Below are 16467 nucleotides of genomic sequence, written 5' to 3'. Positions count from 1 at the left end.
TGGGCAGGCCGGAGGATCACTCCGGCTTCATGGTGCCGGTGCGGACGAAACGGTCGTGCCAGGAGAGAGCCTCCTGCAGCAGCATCGGCGACTGCTGACCGAAGGACTCCCGCCTGGCCCGCGCATAATAGTCCGCCAGGGCCGGGCGGTAATCCGGATGGGCGCAGTTCTCGATCACCAGCGTCGCCCGCTGCTTGGGCGACAGGCCCCTGAGGTCGGCCAGACCCTGTTCGGTGACGATCACCTGCACGTCCTGCGGAATATGGTCGACGTGCGAGGCGTGGGGGACGATCGTCGAGATGCGTCCGCCCTTGGCCGTCGAGGCCGACATGAAGACCGAAATGTAGGCGTTGCGGGCGAAGTCGCCCGAGCCGCCTATGCCGTTCTGGATCCGCGACCCCATGACATGGGTGGAGTTCACGCTGCCGAAGATGTCCGCCTCGATCATGCCGTTCATGGCGATGCAGCCGAGCCGGCGGATCAGTTCCGGGTGATTGCTGATCTCCTGCGGCCTCAGCACGATCCTGTCGTGGAACTCGGCCATCCGGGCGTTGAGGTCGTGCGCCGCCTCCGGGCTCAGCGAGAACGCCGTCGCCGAGGCGGAGAGCAGCCGGCCGGATTCGAGCAGATGCAGCATGCCGTCCTGGATGACCTCGGTGAAGGCGGTCATCCCGTGGAAGGGCCCTTCCCCCAGCCCGCTCAGGACCGCGTTGGCCGTGTTGCCCACGCCCGACTGCAGCGGCAGCAGCGACGGCGGCAACCGGCCCCTGGCGACTTCGTGGGAGAGAAATTCCAGTAGGTGCCCGGCGATGGCGAGGTCGGTGGAATCGGCCGGCGCGAACGGTGCATTGCGGTCCGGCGCATCGGTCTCGACGATGGCGACGATCCGGTCCGGGTCGCAGCGAAATCCCGACTCCCCGATGCGGTCGCCGGCGCGCACCAGCGGGATCGGCCGCCGGTCCGGCGGCAAGGCCGTGCCATAGTAGATGTCGTGCATCCCCTCCAGGGCCGGGTTCTGCCAGCGGTTGACCTCGAGGATGACCTGCGAGGCGCGGTCCAGCCAGGTCTTGTTGTTCCCGACCGAGGACGAGGGGATCAGGGAGCCGTCCTCACGGATGCCGGAAATCTCGACCACGGCGGTGTCCAGCGGGCCGAGAATACCCTGCCAGGCGGCCGGAGCCACCTGGCTGAGGTGCATGTCGAAATACTCCATCTCCCCGCGATTGATCTTCTCGCGGGCGACCGGGTCGGAGTTGTACGGCAGCCGGAACTCGATCCCGTCGGCCTTGGCCAGGGCGCCGTCGAGCTCCGGGCCGGTGGAGGCGCCGGTCCAGACCTTTACGCGGAACGGGCGGCCCTGCTCGTGCTCGCGCTCGATCCGGCCCCCCAGCGCCAGGGGAACCGCCTTCGGATAGCCGGATCCCGTGAAGCCGCTCAGCCCGATGGTGCTGCCGGGCGCAATCAACGCCGCCGCCGCCTCGGCGTCCATCACCTTGCGCCGATGCGCGGCCGAATTGATCCGGCTCATGATCCCTGCTCCTATTGTCTCCGCCGCACGCATTGGCCTCGCGCGCGCCGCCCGGCCTTGATGCGGATCAAGGATGACCTCCGCCGGCCAGGCCTGCCCGCCGGGGGCCGAACGGATTTCCGACCACCGGCACGATCACCGGCCTGCTGATCGGGTCGTGGGACGGCCTGCTGCTGTATCAGGGAACGGAGTCGCCGGACAGTCGCCCGGTGCATGGCTGACGGCCGCTGGCATCCTGCCGGCGGCCTGCTAGGGTCCGGTCATGAGCGGCGGAGGATGCGGATGCGGCGGCTGGCGACTATGGCGACGGTTGTGGCCTTGAGCCTGGCGGGCACGGCGGCGGCGCAGGAGGCCCCCTCCCCCTTCGACGCCGTCGATCCCTTCATCGGAACGGCCGGCAAGGGGCACACCTTCCCGGGCGCGGTCGCGCCGTTCGGCATGGTCCAGCTCAGCCCGGACACCGACTACAAGCTGCTGCGCGAGGGCTACGACTGGGCCTCGGGCTATCGCTACGACGATCCGACCATCCTCGGCTTCTCGCACACCCATTTCTCCGGCACCGGCCACTCCGACCTCGGCGACCTTCTGGTCGTCCCCCAGTCCGGCGAGCTCCGGTGGGACGCCGGCGCCGTCGGCGAGCCCGGCTCGGGCTATCGCTCGCGCTACGACAAGGCATCGGAGGTCGCCGAGCCGGGCTATTACGCCGTCGACCTGACCGACTCGGGCGTACGCGCAGAGCTGACCACCGGCGTCCGCGTCGGCCTGCACCGCTACGCCTTCCCCACCGGCGCCCCGGCCCGGTTGCTGATCGACTTCCGCCCCTCGATCTACGACTACCCGGGCAAGGTTCTGTGGTCGCGCATCCGGGTTCATCCCGACGGCACGGTCACCGGCTTCCGCGAGACCCGCGGCTGGGCTCCGGGGCGCCAGTTCTGGTTCGCCATGCGCTTTTCGAAGCCGGTGGCCGGCTACGAACTGCGTGACCGCGAGGAAAACGTCCCTTACCGCGGCTTCCGCCAGCCGGGCCGCTCCCCCGCCGACCGCCAGCAGGTCGAGGGTCGCCAGCTGGAGGCCGCCTTCGACTTCGGCCCGATCGACGGGCCGCTGCTGGTCCAGGTGGCCATCTCCTCGGTCGACGAGGCCGGGGCCATAGCCAATCTGGAGTCCGAGGGCGGATCCTTCGACTTCGACGGCGTCCGCGCCAGCACCCGCGCCCGATGGGAAGAGGCCCTGAACGTCGTCCAGATCGAGGCCGCGCCCGAGATGCGGACCAGCCTCTATACCGCCCTGTATCACGCCCTCATCGCGCCCTCGGTGCACAGCGACGCCGATGGGCGCTGGCGGGGACCGGACAACGGCGTGCACAGGTCCGACTTCACCGTCCATTCGACCTTCAGCCTGTGGGACACGTTCCGCGCCGAGCATCCGCTGCTGACCCTCGTGGCCCCGCCCGAGCGCAACGCCGACATGGTCAACTCCCTGATCGCCGCCCAGCAGGTCAGCCCGTATGGCATCCTGCCGGTCTGGGCCTTCGCGGGTCAGGAGACCTGGACCATGATCGGCTACCACGCCGTCCCCGTCATCGCCGACGCGTATCTGAAGGGCGTGCCCGGCGTCGACGGCGAGGCCGCCCTGAACGCCATGATCGCCAGCGCCACATACCGGCCCTACGGCGGCCTCGGCGACTATATGGACCTCGGCTGGGTGCCCATCGACCGCGAGCCCGAAGCCGCGTCCAAGACCGTCGAATACGCCTATGACGACTGGACCATCGCCCGCATGGCCGAGCGGCTCGGCAAGCCCGACGTCGCCGCCGAATTCGACCGCCGGGCCGGCTTCTGGCGCAACACCTTCGACCCCGCCACCGGCTTCGTCCGCGCCCGCCTCGCCGACGGCGCCTTCCGCGAGCCCTTCGACCCGACCGCCATCAACTACGGCTCGGACTACACCGAGGGCAATGCCTGGCAATATTCCTGGTTCGTGCCCCAGGACATGGCGGGGCTGGTCACGGCCATGGGCGGCGACGCGGCGACGGTGGCGAAGCTGGACGCCATGTTCGACTTCGACAACTCCGGGCTCGACTATTCCCACGCCGAGGACATCGCCGGCCTGATCGGCCAGTACATCCACGGCAACGAGCCCAGCCACCACTCGGCCTACGCCTACGTCTTCGCCGGCGCCCCGTGGCGCACCCAGGCGCGGCTGAAGCAGATCATCGACAGCCAGTACCACTCACGCCCCGACGGCCTCGCCGGCAACGACGACGTTGGTCAGATGTCGGCCTGGCTGATGTTCAGCGCCATGGGCTTCTATCCGGTCACGCCGGGCTCCGGCCAGTACGTCATCGGCCGTCCCTTCACCGACCGCACGGTGCTCAACCTCGCCAACGGCCGCCGCTTCACCATCGCCGCCGAGGGCCTGTCCGACGACCACCCCTGGATCCAGTCGGTCACCCTCAACGGCCATCCGCTGGACCGCGCCTGGATCGGCCACGACGAGATCATGGCCGGCGGCGAACTGCGCTTCGTGATGGGGACGGAACCGAATACGGCGTGGGGCGCCGGGGCGGAGGCGCGGCCGTATTCGATGAGCGGGTACGGCGGGAACTGAGGTTCACCTTCCATTCGCCTCCGCGAACGGAGAGGTGAACTCACGCGCGCACGAACCCCCTCAGCACATTCGCCTCCGTGCTCAGCACCAGCCGGTCCAGATCGACCCGCTTCGGCTCGGCGAACATCAGGAAGTAGTATTTCATCTGCTCTGACCACCAGTAGCCGGGGCAGTTGTCGCCCTGGGTCATCGGCCGCGTGGTGATGTCGACCAGCGCGGTGTAGCCATAGGCCGCCTTCGAGGTGGCCTTCATGTTGCGGTAGTGGATCGCCGTCAGGGCCCGGTAGCGCTCGTCGCGGTCGCCCTGCCACAGGTTCAGACAGGCGTCGGCGAACTCCGGCCGCAGCCCGGTGCGCTTGCCGCGCGGCGTCGCCGTGGTCACCTCGATCGACTCGGGGATGATGGTGTAGCGCGCCTGCATGTCCTCGTAGCTGCGCAGGAAGTCGTTCCCCTCGGCCCGGAACCCCGCCTGTCCCAGCAGCCCGGCCAGATAGCCGCCCAACACCGTCTGCGACGTCCCCGTGACCTCGCCGGTCTCGTAGTCCACCATCGGGAACCACAGCCGCCCGTCGTAGCGGCGGCCCTGATGCGCGATCATCGCCGCCAGGCACTCCTCGGCCCAGCCCTTCATCTCGACGTCGCCGAACAGCTCCCAGCTGTCCCACAGGTATTCGTAGAAGCTGTCGGCATAGACGTCGATCGAGGCGTTGCGGCTGGTGAACCGGCCCGTCTCCGCATGGATGTTCGCCGCCATCAGCCCCTTGTCGGATCGCATGTCCAGCGCGTGCTTCATCGCCCGCCTGGCCGCCGCATAATAGCGGTCGTCGCCCGTCAGCTGCCCCAGCACCCCGAACTCGGTCGCATAGGTGCCGATCTCGGCGAGGTTGGTCTCCGGGTCGCGCACCGCCCCCGTCCGCAGGTTCACATAGCGGTACGGCAGCCCGTGCGGCGACGCCTCGAACGCCTTCATCAGCCGGTCCGCCAGATCCTTCGCCTTGCTCAGCAGCACCGGGTCGCCGCACGCCAGATGCGCCGACAGCAGGCCGCCGACCAGCCGGATATTGGTCTCGAACACCTGCGAATAGCCGTCGATGTCGAAGTCGAGGTTCGACTTCACCCAGTCCACGCCCTGCTGGAACTCGGCGTCCAGCTCCATGATCCACAGCGTGTCCAGCGCCTCGACCAGCGACAGGCCGAGATCATGCCCCTCGATGAAGAAGGACTGCGCCGCGCCCGAGACCGGATTGATCTCGTCCCTGCCCCAGGCCCGGTCGACATAGTGGTCCCACGCCCATTTGAACTCGGCCTTCACATCCGCGCCGAGCGCGGCCCAGTCCTCGCTCTGACTGGCTTGCGACTGCGCGGCGGCGGGCAGTCCGGACATCCCGGCGAGAACGGAACCGCCCATCAGGGCGAGGGCGGAGCGGCGGTGCAGGCGGGGCTGGGTCATGCGTCACCGTATCCCGCTGACGCCGGTCTGCAACCGTCCCGCTAGCGGCTGGCCGCCAGCCTCGGTCCGCCCGTCATCCACGGCGGCTCCGGCATCGCCCGCCGCGCCGCCGACTGCGCCCGCGTCCACTGGTCGTGCAGATCGTTGAAATAGGCGTCGTCCTCCTCGATGCGGCGCACGTCGCCGCTCAGGAAGCCGCGCCGCAGCGTCAGCATGTCGAAGGGCGCCCCGACCGCCACGTTCGAGCGCATGGTGGTCGAGAACGAGATCAGCCCCAGCTTGACCGCCTCGGCCAGCGGCGTGTCCCAGGCCAGCCCGCTCTCGAGGATCGGCTTGCCGTATTTCAGCTCACCGATCTGCAGATAGGGCGTATCGCGCCCGCACTCGATGAAATTGCCCTGGCTGTAGATCAGGTACAGCCCCATCTCGCCGCCGGCGATCTGGCCGCCCAGCAGCATCGAGGCCGAGGTGTTCAGGCTGTCCGCCTCCAGCGCCGGCGCGATCGACTGGCGCACGCTGCGCAGGGCGTGGCCCAGCAGCTGGGCGCAGCGGTACAGGCTGGGCGCCGTCTCCAGCGTCTCGGACGGCTCTCCGACATTCAGGTGCACGCCCTCGCGGATCATCGCCATGGCCGTCTGGGTCACCGACAGGTTGCCGGCGGTGCAGACGCCCAGCACCCGGTCGCCGGGCCGGTCGACGACATGCAGCTTGCGGTAGGACGAGATATTGTCGACGCCCGCGTTGGTCCGGGTGTCGGCGATCATCGCCAACCCCTCCTCGACCAGCATGCCCACGCAATAGGTCATGCGACGCCTCGACTCAGGCCTGCATCCGTCATCTGGCGACGGTAACAGATTCCCCCGCCCGTCGATCCCGCGACTACGCCTGTTGCTGGCTCTGTTGCATGTCGGCATCACGCACGGTCAGCCGCACCGCCAGCCGCTCCCCGCCGCCGCCGTAGCTGGCCCCGCGCACCGGCGCCGCGCCCAGATAGTCCAGTCCCGTCGCCACCCTGACGTAGCGGTCCGTCGGGCAGATCCCGTTGGCCGGGTCGAAACCGACCCAGCCGAGGTCGTCGAGCCAGGCCTCGGCCCAGGCGTGCGCCGCCTCCTGGTCCTGGGTGTCCCGGCGCAGCAGATGGCCCGAGACATAGCGCGCCGGCACCCCCATCTGCCGTGCGCAGGCGATGAAGACGTGGGCGTGGTCCTGGCAGACGCCGCGTCCCAGCGCGAGCACTTCGGCGGCGGTGTGCGTCGGCGTCGTCACCCCCACCTCGAAGGCCACCGAGCCGTGGATCGCCGTCATCAGCCGGTGCATCCGGTCCAGCGGCGGATGGGCCGAGAACTCCGAGGCGAACACCGAGATCAGCTTGTCCCGCCGCGTCAGGGCCGTATCGCGCAGGAACACCAGCGGCGACAGCGTCTCCTGGTCCGGCGGCACGACCCCGCCCGTGTCGCTGGTGATGACCTCGCCCGACACCCGCACCGTCAGGCTCTGCGTCGGCTGCTCGGTGTAGAGGGTGTGCACGACGTTGCCGAACGCGTCCTCCGAACGGTGCAGCCGGGCGTCGACGTCGGTCTCCACCGCCCAGTGGCGCACCTGCTGCGCCTCGCTGGAGCGCGGCGTCAGGCGCAGGCTCTGGATGATGAAGCGCGCGGCCCGGTCGTAGGCGTAGGTGGTGGCGTGATCGATCTGGATGCGCATGCGGTCAGGCCAGGTACTGGTCGTGGATGGCCTGGGCCAGCCGCCCGTTCTCGGCGAGGAAGGCCTGGATGTATTCGTGCAGGCCCGACTGGAAGATGGCCTCGATGCGCGAATTGTCGAACGATCGCATTCGGTCCGCCGCCAGCCGCTGCGCCGGACCGCGCCGCCCGTAGTCGTTGGCCAGCCGCTCCAGATAGCGCACCATCGAGGCCTGGCAGCTCGCCAGCGAGCGCGGCATCTGCCGGTTCAGCACCAGCAGGTCGGCCACCAGCCACGGCTTGACCGAGTCGCGATAGACCCAGCGATAGGCCGTCAGCGCCGACACCTCGCGCAGCAGCGTCGTCCACTGGAAATAGTCCAGCTGCCCGCCGACCCGCTCTCCCTCGGGCAGCAGCAAATGGTATTTCACGTCCAGCAGCCGCGCCGTGTTGTCGGCCCGCTCGATCGCCGCGCCCAGCCTCAGGAAATAGTAGCCGTCGTTCCTCAACATGGTCCGCGAGGTCGCGCCCTCGACGGACAGGGTGACCGTCTTCACCCACTCCAGGAAGCGCGTGAAGTCGTCTCGCCGGGTCGGCTGGCCCTGCTCCTCCAGCCCGTTCCACGCCCCGTTGATGGCCTCCCACAGCTCGATGGTCAGGGCGGTGCGCACCGAGCGGGCGTTGGTCCGCGCCCGGGTGATGCAGGCGGTGATCGACGACGGATTCTCCGGCGAGAAGGCCAGGTATTCGCGCACCGACTTCTCGGTCGGCGACCGTCCCAGCGCCCTGGGCACGCTGGCGCACGCCAGGGCGCTGGCCCACACCGTCTCCGCATCGCCGTCGCCGCGCGTCGGAATCGCCGCCAGCCGGATCGTCGCCTCCAGGATGCGCGCGAGAAAATCCGCCCGCTCGATATAGCGGCCGGTCCAGTACAGGCTGTCTGCGGTGCGGGAGAGCATATTAAAGCCCGCTCATCCCGGCGAATGCCGGGACCCAGATGGAAAGACGCCGTCCGCCCTTGGGTTGAAGAGAGCCCGTCGTCCCATCGACTGCTCTTGTGATCTGGGTCCCGGCATTCGCCGGGATGAGCGAACGTTGAAAGATCTCAAACATCCAGCACCCAGGTGTCCTTGGTGCCGCCGCCCTGGCTGGAGTTGACCACCAGCGAGCCCGGCTTCAGCGCCACCCGCGTCAGCCCGCCGGGCGCCACCCTCACCCCCTCGGGGCTCGACAGCACGAAGGGCCGCAGGTCGATGTGGCGCGGCGCCAGTTCCCCGTTCCTGTCCAGCGTCGGGGCGGTCGACAGCTCCAGCGTCGGCTGGGCGATGAAGTCGTCGGGGTCGTTGATCAGCCGCTTGCGGAACGCCTCGATCTCCGTCTTCGACGCCGCCGGCCCGACCAGCATGCCATAGCCGCCAGAGCCGCCGACCTCCTTCACCACCAGATCCCCCAGATTGGCCAGCACGTGCTTCAGCGCCTCTGGCTCGCGGCAGCGCCACGTCGGCACGTTCTTCAGGATCGGCTCCTCGCCGGTGAAGAAGCGGATGATCTCCGGCATGTAGGTATAGACCGCCTTGTCGTCGGCCACCCCGGTGCCGACGGCGTTGGCCAGGGTCACCGCCCCCTCCTGATAGGCGGTCATCAGCCCCGGCACGCCCAGCGCCGAGTCCGGCCGGAAGGTCAGGGGATCGAGGAAGTCGTCGTCTATGCGCCGGTAGATCACATCCACCTGCTGCCGCCCCTGGGTGGTGCGCATGAACACCTTGCCGTCGTCGACGAACAGGTCGCGCCCCTCGACCAGCTCCACCCCCAGCTTGTCGGCCAGGAAGCTGTGTTCGTAATAGGCCGAGTTGTACGGTCCCGGCGTCAGCACGACGATCGTCGGATCGCTCCCCGCCGCCTCGGGCGCGCAGGCTCTCAGCGACGCCAGCAGCATGTCGGCATAGGTCTCGACCGGCCGCACCGGATAGTCGGCAAACAGATCGGGGAACAGCCGCATCATCATCTCGCGGTTCTCCAGCATGTAGGAGACCCCGGACGGCGTGCGGCAATTGTCCTCCAGCACATAGAAGCCGTCCTCGCCGGTCCGCACCAGATCCACGCCGGCGATCTGCACCCACACCCCGCGTGGCGGCCGCCGGCCCTGCATCTCCGGCGCATAATGGGGATTGGTCAGCACCAGCTCGGCTGGCAGCACGCCGGCCTTCAGACACTCCTGGGGGCCGTAGACGTCGGCGAGGAACAGGTTGATGGCATTGACCCGCTGGATCAGCCCGGCCTCCAGCCCGGCCCACTCCGCCGCCCCGATGATGCGCGGCACCACGTCGAAGGGGATCAGCCGCTCGCTCGACTCGGCGTCGCCATAGACGGCGAAGGTGATGCCCATGCGGCGGAAGAACAGTTCGGCCTGGCGCGAGCGCGATTGCAGCAGGCCGTCGGGCGCGTCGGCGAGCCAGCGCGCCAGCCCCCGATAGCTCTCCCGGACGTCCGCCCCATAGGCGGCCGCGTCTCCTGACATCTCGTCGAAGGCCATGCCGCTCCCGCTGCAGGTGAACCACAAGCGTGGCCCTATAAGTTACGCGCACGCAACAGGATTGTTGCACCGCCACGTCCGCGCCTGACACCTTCGTGAGCGCGTCGGTTTGCCGGAACATCCCCGGTCAGGTCCTGTTTTCCGGTCCTCAGCAACGGAGTGCAGGACCATGCAGAATCCCTTCCGTCACGAAGACCAGCGGGGGCGACCCGATCACGACGACCGCCTGTCGCAGGGCGGCGACGGGCGCGGTCAGCGGCCCGAGGAATATCGCACCTGGGGCGGCGGCGACGGCGGCCGCACCGCCGAGGCCTTCCGCCATCAGGGCCACGACCAGGGCTATGGCCAGGGCCCCGAGCAGTCCGGCGCCTCGGGCTGGGGTTACGGCCAGAACCAGCAGAGCCAGTACGGCCAGGGCATGTCGACGCCCTACACCGGTGAACGCGGCTCCAGCGGCCCATACGGCCCCGGCGGGTATCAGTCTGGTTCGCAATCGTACGGCGGACAGCAGTACGGACAGGACTATGGCTCGCAGGGCTACGGCCAGGGATCCATGGGCCAGGGCTCAATGAGCCAGGGCGGCGGCATGGGCCAGGGCTCCATGTCCGGAGGCATGGGCGCCCGGTCGTTCGACCAGCGCGGCTACGGCCAGTCCGGTGGCCAGACCGGCGGCCAGACCGGCGGCTATGGCTCGCAGATGAGCCAGGGCTACGGCGGCCCCGGCTACGGAGCCCAGGGTCATGGCGGCCAGGGCTACGCGGGCCAGTCCTATGGAGGCCAGGGTTATGGCGAGCAGGGCGGGATGAGTCAGGGCTACGCCAGCCACGGCTACGCCCCGGGCTCGCAGATCTGGGAGGGCTCCGGTCGTGGAATGGGCGGCCAGACCCACGAACACCACGATTTCGAGCCCGACTACCTGCACTGGCGCCAGCAGCAGCTGTCCGCCTTCGACCAGGACTACAGGTCCTGGCGCGACGAACGCCGCCAGAAATTCTCGTCGGATTTCGCCAGCTGGCGCCAGAACCGCCCGCGAAGCGAGGCCTCGGGTGAACACCACACCCCGGCCGAAAATCCCATCGTCGGCGATGTCTCCGACGGCGGCACGGGCAACGCCGCTGACGCGAAGAAGCGCTAGGGACAGCCATTCCTGTCCGACGAGGGCCCGGCGGCGACGCCGGGCCCTTTTCATTGTGGATCCGGAGTCCTTGTCATCCCGGACGCCGCAAGGCGGCGATCCGGGACGCGCCGACTCCAAACGTCATCCTCCCGGAAGCTGCGCCAGCAGCTATCCGGGAGACAGGTCCGGCACGCTGCGGCGGTTACCCGTCTCCCGGACAATCGCGGGCGATTTCCGGGAGGGACGCTCTTTGCACGGCCCCCGTCCCGGCTCTCCGCTTCGCTTCGGCCGGGATGACAACTACCGCGCCGGCGCGTTCTTTACATACTGATCCAGCCAGCGGGTCATCTCCCACAGGGTGTGGCCGACCGACTCCCGCGCGCGATAGCCGTGCGCCTCCAGCGGCAGGACGACATAACGCACCGTCGCGCCATGCCCCTTCAGCGCCGCATAGAAGCGCTCGGACTGCACCGGGAAGGTGCCCGAATTGTCGTCGGCCTCGCCATGGATCAGCAGGATCGGCTCATTGACCCGGTTGGCGTAGGTGAAGGGCGACATCTCCGTATAGGTGTCGGTCGCCTCCCAGTAGGTGCGCTGCTCGGCCTGGAAGCCGAACGGCGTCAGGGTCCGGTTGTAGGCCCCCGACCGGGCGATGCCGGTGCGGAACAGGTCGGTGTGGGCCAGCAGGTTGGCGGTCATGAAGGCGCCGTAGCTGTGCCCGCCGACGGCGATCCGGTCGCGGTCGGCCACGCCCATCTCGACCACCGCATTGACCGCCGCCTCGGCCGAGGCGCGCAGTTGCTCGATATAGGTGTCGTTGGGCTCGGCCCCGTCAGCGCCCACGATCGGCATCGAGGGATCGTCCAGCACGGCATAGCCCTGGGTCAGCAGGAACAGGTGGCTGGAGCCGCCCGGGCGCACGAAGCGGTTGGCGTTGTCGACCACCTGCCCCGCCACGGCGGCGTCGGTGAACTCGGCCGGATAGGCCCACATCACCAGCGGCAGCGGCCCGTCGCGGTCCTTGTCGTAGCCGGCCGGCAGATACAGGGTGCCCGACAACTGCACCCCGTCGGCGCGGGTGTAGGTGATCAGCTGCCGCGTCACGCCGGCCAGCTGCGGGGCCGGATCGGGGAACTGGGTCAGGGCGTCCGGCGCCTGAGCATCGAGGTTCCGCACATACAGGTTCGGCGGATCGTTGCGGGTCTCGCGTCGCGTCACCAGCCGCCGCGCCTCGTCGTCCAGCACTCCGACGATGCTCTCGTAATCGCCGCTGGCCGAGGTCCACAGCCGCTCGCTGGCGCCGCTGGTCAGGTCCATGGCCGCGAGGAAGGGATACTCGCCCTCGCGGGTCGCCCCGGCCCCGGTCATCAGCACCCGCCCGTCCGACGTGAACCGCGCCACCGGGAAGCCGGCCGCGTTCGGCTCGGTCAGCGGCGAGCCGGGGTCGTTGTAGCGGTCCTGATAGTTGCGCTCGAGCAGCACCCGCCCGGCGCCCGGGTTCGACGGATCGACCACGTAACGGGTCTCATGCCGGGTGTTGAACCAGCGGCTGGTGACCAGCGCCGTGTCCGCGTCGCCCCACGTCACCCCGGCGTAGCGCTCCTTCAGATCGACCAGCGGCGTCGGCTCGGCGCTGAACGGCGCGGCCAGCATGAACACCCGGTCGCGCACCTCGGCGGGCGTGCGGGGATCGCCGCCGTCCTGGGCCTCGGTCCAGACCAGGGTCGCCGGCGCGTCGGCCCGCCAGTTGACCGAGCGCGGCCCCGGCGCCGTGGCGTCGAACGGCGTCGGGATATTGTCGCGCAGCGGCAGGTCCGCGACGCGGTGCACCTCCCGCCCCTGCAGGTCGATGACCGAGATCTCGGCCGGGAACAGGGCCGCCGGCACGACATAGCTATAGGGCTTCTTCACCTGCGTCCGCAGCACGTAGCGCCCGTCCGGCGACACGCCGGCGCCCAGATGCACGCCCGGCTCGCCCAGCGGCCGCGCCGCGCCCTGCAGCGGGACCAGCGTCAGCTGCGAGGTGAAATAGTGCTCGAACAGCGCCTCGTCGCCGCTGTTCGACAGCAGGTCCTGATAGGTCCGCGCCGGCGCCGTGCGCCCCATGCTCTCCTCGACGATCGGCCCAGACGGCGGCCGGGTCACGTCCGGCGCCGGTCCGCGGCCCTCGGGGACCATCCGCACCACCAGACCGGCGCTGTCCGGCGTCCAGTCGAACGCCCCGCCCGCCGCCGCATTGACCCGGGCGTCGGTCAGCTTGCGCGCCTCGCCGCTCGCCACGTCGGCGACCCACAGCTCCAGCCCGGTGGGCGCATCCATCAGGAAGGCCACCGACCGGCCGTCCGGCGACCACCCCGGCGAGGTGAAGCGCGCATTGGCCGGCAGCGGCACCGCGCGCGCCGGCCCGCCCGCCACCGGCTGGAAGCTCAGCCCGGTCAGCCAGCTGACCCGGCTGTTGGCCGGCCCGTTGTTGCGCGGATTGATCCGGTAGCCGGCCAACCGCAGCATCGGCTCGGCCAGTTCGGCGATCGGCGGCAGGTTGGCCCGGTCGTACAGCGCCAGCGTCGTCCGGTCGGGGCTCAGGCTCGGCGTCGGCGTCGGCTTGGTGTCCAGAATGTCGGCGATCGGCGCCGGCGGCTGCTGATAGGTCAGGGCGTCCTGCGCCAGCACGGGCCCGCTGAAGGCGGCGATGAGCACGAGGGCGGGCAGGGCCCGGGCGAGAAGACGATGACGCATGTTCAGACCCCACAGCCGCCGGTCCGTCCGGCGGGCCGGGCACGCTAGGGTTCGTCGTCGCCGCCGGTCAAGGCCGCCGCGGCGCCGCTCCGGTCATGGCGTAGCAGCTGGCCCGGCTCGGCCGCCGGCCCTCGCGGTCTCCGTACGCCGCCCGGATCGAGCAGATGTCCGCCGGGCTCAGCTCGCCCTTCCACCGGTCGGCGTTGCAGTAGTTCATGATCGAGGCCGCGTCGTAATAGGTCTCGTCGGCGTCCTCCGGCTCCGGCGTGCCCATCCGCGCCACGCAGTCCGGCGCGCGCGGGCTGACGTGGTCGTGGCTGAACCCCAGCGCATGCCCCAGCTCGTGCAGGGCGTCGGCGTAGAAGCAGCCCTCCCGCCCCACGCTGCCGCGCCGCCCGCAGATGCGGTTGGTGACGAGGTATTCGGCGTTCAACGTGATCGTCCCGCCGCGCACCAGATTGACCCCCAGATGGCTGGCCGAGGCGAACAACTCGGGGTCGTGCACGATGCGGATCGGGATCCGCCGCTCCGGCCCCGAGGTCGGGCCGGCGGCGCAATCGGCGCGGATGTCGAAATCCACCTTCGCCACCGCCTCCCAGGCGGCCGCCGCCTCCATCACCTTGTCCCGCGCCCAGCCGTCCCCGGCCGCCGGGGCCTGGAAGCACAGCGGCACGATCCCGCCCGGCCACATGTCCGCCTCGACCGGCGGCGGCGCCATCGGAGGCGGCGGCGGCGGCGGCGGGGGCGGAGGCGGAGGCGGCGGTGGCGGGGGCGGGGGCGCCATCACCGGCGGCGGCTCCTGCTGGAACAGCGCACAACCCGTCGTCGGCGCGGCGATCAGCCCCGCCAGAGCCAGCAACAGAACGACCCTCAACCGCGTCCAGTTCACGTCCCCGCCCCTCATGCCCAGCGCGTCTCCGTCAGCGTCAGCTTCAGCTCGATCCACGCCGCCCGCGCCTCCGGCCGCGCCAGCTCCGGCGCCAGGTCCTCCGCGAACACCGTGACCGCCGCCGGCCCGTCCCCGGCCGCCAGCAGATTCAGCACCTCCTCCCCGAACCGGAACGGCAGGACATAGGGCCCGCGATGGCCCGCATGGCCCTCCCCCGGCTCCGGCAGGTGCACGAAGGTCGGCGACGAGCCCAGCGAGCGCTCCCGCCCGCCCGCCGTCAGCCGGATTTCGATCGACCGGTCCTCCAGCCCCGCCTCCCGCGCATAGGCCGCCATCCCCTCGCCCGCGATCATCAGCGCATCATCGGCTTCGCGCATCCGCGCCACCGCCTCGTCGGGCAGCGCCAGCCTCATCCGGCCGGACCCGTCCGCCGCCTCCGCCCGCACCGTCCAGCTCCGCCCGCCGAGCGGGACCCGCCGCGTCGCCCCCGGCGGACCCGCCTCGGCCACATTGAACACCGGGAAGGGATACAGCCGGTCGTAGTCGTACCCCAGCGGCCGCGTCTCCAGCGCCCCACCCACCGGCAGTTCACCCACCGGCCTCCCCTCCGCGTCGACGAAGCCGGTCACCGTCAGGGCCGTCCAGTCCGCCGGATACAGCCCCCGCCCCCGGGCGCCATGCCAGGTCGCCCAGACCCGGTCGACATTGCTGTGGTGCAGCCAGAACATCGGGTCCTGGGCCGAGGTCCGCGGATGCTTCATCGCCCCGCCGATCAGCTGATGGATGTGGTTGTGCCCGTATCCCTCGACCATCCCCGCCCCCTCCGGCAGCTTGCCGCAGAAGGTGGCGAAATCGTCCGACGCCAGCCGGGCCGTATAGGACGACTCCGCCCAGCGCGCCGCGGCGAAGTCCAGCGTCTCCACGCCCCGCGCCCGGTTCCGCTCGTACAGCGGCGAGTCGGGGTCGCAGACCCACTCCGGCAGGAACCGGTGCTCCTGCCAGTCCCAGTAGGGCATGGCGAAGGTCCCGTGCCCGGTCAGCCGGGCCACGATCCGCTCCATATGCACCAGCTGCTGCCGGTGCCACGGCAGGAACAGGCCGTTGTTGTGCTGCGAGCTGCGGTGATGGATCTGCGTCTGGCGCGTCCACGACAGGCCGTCGCTGCGCCGCTTCATGATCCGCACCGCCTCGCCGAAGGCGGCGACGTCTTCGCTGGCCGCCGTCAGCCCGCCCGCGCCCTTGCGGAGGCGGAGCGGCGTCTGCGCCCGCGCCGCGCCGGCGCCCACCGTCGCGGCGGCGACGCCTCCGGCCAGCGCCGCGCGCCGGTTCATCTTCATCGCAACGCCCCCCGCTTCCCCGCGACCGACGCGCGGCGTCAGCCCCGCCGCTGAGCTTTCACGACTCCGCCGCCGGTGTCGAGCCGTCCGGCTCCCGCGCCTGGCCGATGAACCGCGCGCCGCGCGCCGCGTCCCAGGCCTCGCGCACCCCCTGCCGCGGCTGGTCCACGCCGAACACCGCCAGCTGGGCCACCCACACCTCCGACAGCTGACGCACCGTCTCGGGAACCCAGCCCGGCGGCTGCTGGCGCGACCAGTTCAGCGGCGAGACGGCGTTGAAGACCAGCAGGAAGGCCGCGGCGACCATCACCGTCCGGCTGGTCCAGCGCCGGTCGCGCGCCGCCACGCCCTCGTCGTCCAGCGGCGCCGCCGGCGGAAAGGCGAACCGGCCCAGCGCCACCAGGGCGTTCTCCCGCGTCGGCAGGTCGTGGGCGTCCGCCGCCTCGATCCAGTCGCTCGGCGGATCCGGCTCGGCCGGCGCCGCCACGCTCTCGGCCAGCGGCGGAAACGGCGACTCCGGCCGGTGGACCGGGAACGGCTCCAGCGGGATCGGCGGGTCGTCGCGTTCGTTCGTCATGCCGCCTC

General features: G+C 70.3%; 12 protein-coding genes. 2 read left to right on the top strand and 10 right to left on the bottom strand.

Going from position 1 to position 16467, the window contains the following annotated elements; all coding sequences use genetic code 11:
• Positions 1-16: 16 nt before the first annotated feature.
• On the bottom strand, positions 17-1561 hold the full coding sequence (locus tag VEA62_RS08340) for an acetyl-CoA hydrolase/transferase family protein (RefSeq protein ID WP_324820487.1): 1545 nt from the start codon (positions 1559-1561) through the stop codon (positions 17-19).
• Positions 1562-1810: 249 nt separating this feature from the next.
• Between VEA62_RS08340 and VEA62_RS08335 the strand changes: the two genes are divergently transcribed.
• Positions 1811-4138 (top strand): GH92 family glycosyl hydrolase, encoded by a 2328-nt coding sequence (locus VEA62_RS08335; protein WP_324820485.1) that lies wholly within the window; start codon positions 1811-1813, stop codon positions 4136-4138.
• Between the two features lie 40 nt (positions 4139-4178).
• On the opposite strand, the gene VEA62_RS08330 is transcribed toward VEA62_RS08335, so the two are convergent.
• The 5 genes from VEA62_RS08330 to VEA62_RS08310 form a co-directional block, all read right to left on the bottom strand.
• Positions 4179-5588, bottom strand: a complete 1410-nt coding sequence (locus VEA62_RS08330; protein ID WP_324820483.1) for a glycoside hydrolase family 47 protein — start codon at positions 5586-5588, stop codon at positions 4179-4181.
• Positions 5589-5629: 41 nt separating this feature from the next.
• Positions 5630-6394 carry a peptidase gene (locus tag VEA62_RS08325; protein ID WP_324820482.1) on the bottom strand — a complete coding sequence of 255 codons (765 nt, stop codon included), beginning with the start codon at positions 6392-6394 and terminating at the stop codon, positions 5630-5632.
• Between the two features lie 73 nt (positions 6395-6467).
• Positions 6468-7292 (bottom strand): transglutaminase family protein, encoded by an 825-nt coding sequence (locus VEA62_RS08320; RefSeq protein WP_324820480.1) that lies wholly within the window; start codon positions 7290-7292, stop codon positions 6468-6470.
• A 4-nt stretch (positions 7293-7296) separates the two neighbouring features.
• A complete protein-coding gene (locus VEA62_RS08315) occupies positions 7297-8229 on the bottom strand; it encodes an alpha-E domain-containing protein (protein ID WP_324820478.1) in 933 nt (310 codons plus the stop codon).
• A gap of 146 nt (positions 8230-8375) precedes the next feature.
• Positions 8376-9803 carry a circularly permuted type 2 ATP-grasp protein gene (locus tag VEA62_RS08310; protein ID WP_324820476.1) on the bottom strand — a complete coding sequence of 476 codons (1428 nt, stop codon included), beginning with the start codon at positions 9801-9803 and terminating at the stop codon, positions 8376-8378.
• 169 nt (positions 9804-9972) lie between these two features.
• Between VEA62_RS08310 and VEA62_RS08305 the strand changes: the two genes are divergently transcribed.
• Positions 9973-10938 (top strand): hypothetical protein, encoded by a 966-nt coding sequence (locus VEA62_RS08305; protein WP_324820474.1) that lies wholly within the window; start codon positions 9973-9975, stop codon positions 10936-10938.
• Positions 10939-11220: 282 nt separating this feature from the next.
• On the opposite strand, the gene VEA62_RS08300 is transcribed toward VEA62_RS08305, so the two are convergent.
• The 4 genes from VEA62_RS08300 to VEA62_RS08285 all read right to left on the bottom strand — a co-directional run bounded on the left by VEA62_RS08300 (position 11221) and on the right by VEA62_RS08285 (position 16459).
• The gene (locus VEA62_RS08300; protein ID WP_324820472.1) at positions 11221-13656 is read right to left on the bottom strand and encodes an alpha/beta hydrolase family protein; all 2436 of its coding nucleotides are present in this window, start codon (positions 13654-13656) and stop codon (positions 11221-11223) included.
• Between the two features lie 67 nt (positions 13657-13723).
• Positions 13724-14560 (bottom strand): hypothetical protein, encoded by an 837-nt coding sequence (locus tag VEA62_RS08295; RefSeq protein ID WP_324820470.1) that lies wholly within the window; start codon positions 14558-14560, stop codon positions 13724-13726.
• Positions 14557-15882, bottom strand: coding sequence for a tyrosinase family protein (locus VEA62_RS08290; RefSeq protein ID WP_324820468.1), 1326 nt, complete (start codon positions 15880-15882; stop codon positions 14557-14559). The genes VEA62_RS08295 and VEA62_RS08290 overlap by 4 nt, the downstream gene beginning before the upstream one ends.
• 58 nt (positions 15883-15940) lie before the next feature.
• Positions 15941-16459, bottom strand: a complete 519-nt coding sequence (locus tag VEA62_RS08285) for a hypothetical protein (protein WP_324820466.1) — start codon at positions 16457-16459, stop codon at positions 15941-15943.
• Positions 16460-16467: the final 8 nt, after the last annotated feature.

Origin of the sequence: Brevundimonas sp., assembly GCF_035627475.1 — a bacterium.
GTDB lineage: Bacteria > Pseudomonadota > Alphaproteobacteria > Caulobacterales > Caulobacteraceae > Brevundimonas.
Note: the sequence above shows the minus strand (reverse complement) of the source record. Positions and strands in the feature narration are given on the sequence as shown.